Origin of the sequence: Photobacterium galatheae (genome assembly GCF_000695255.1) — a bacterium.
GTDB lineage: Bacteria > Pseudomonadota > Gammaproteobacteria > Enterobacterales > Vibrionaceae > Photobacterium > Photobacterium galatheae.
This window is the reverse complement of sequence record NZ_JMIB01000072.1, coordinates 1-213: the sequence shown is the minus strand read 5'-3', so window position 1 is coordinate 213 and position 213 is coordinate 1. Positions and strand designations below refer to the sequence as shown.

The following is a 213-nucleotide window of genomic DNA, read 5'->3' as shown; positions in this document are numbered from 1 at the left end:
TTGGTTGCGGGGGCCGGATTTGAACCGACGACCTTCGGGTTATGAGCCCGACGAGCTACCAAGCTGCTCCACCCCGCGTCCGTATTGTCTCATCGTCAGGCACGATGACAGCCGCTTTTCTTCAAGCAAAGAAAGCTGGAGCGACACACGAGGTTCGAACTCGTGACCTCAACCTTGGCAAGGTTGCGCTCTACCAACTGAGCTAGTGTCGCA

The 213-nt window shown here is 56.8% G+C and carries 2 tRNA genes; both read right to left on the bottom strand.

What is annotated here, in order from left to right:
- Window position 1: 1 nt before the first annotated feature.
- Window positions 2-78: transfer RNA gene (locus EA58_RS20670), tRNA-Met, on the bottom strand.
- A gap of 58 nt (window positions 79-136) precedes the next feature.
- A tRNA-Gly gene (locus EA58_RS20665) sits at window positions 137-212 on the bottom strand.
- Window position 213 lies beyond the last annotated feature (1 nt).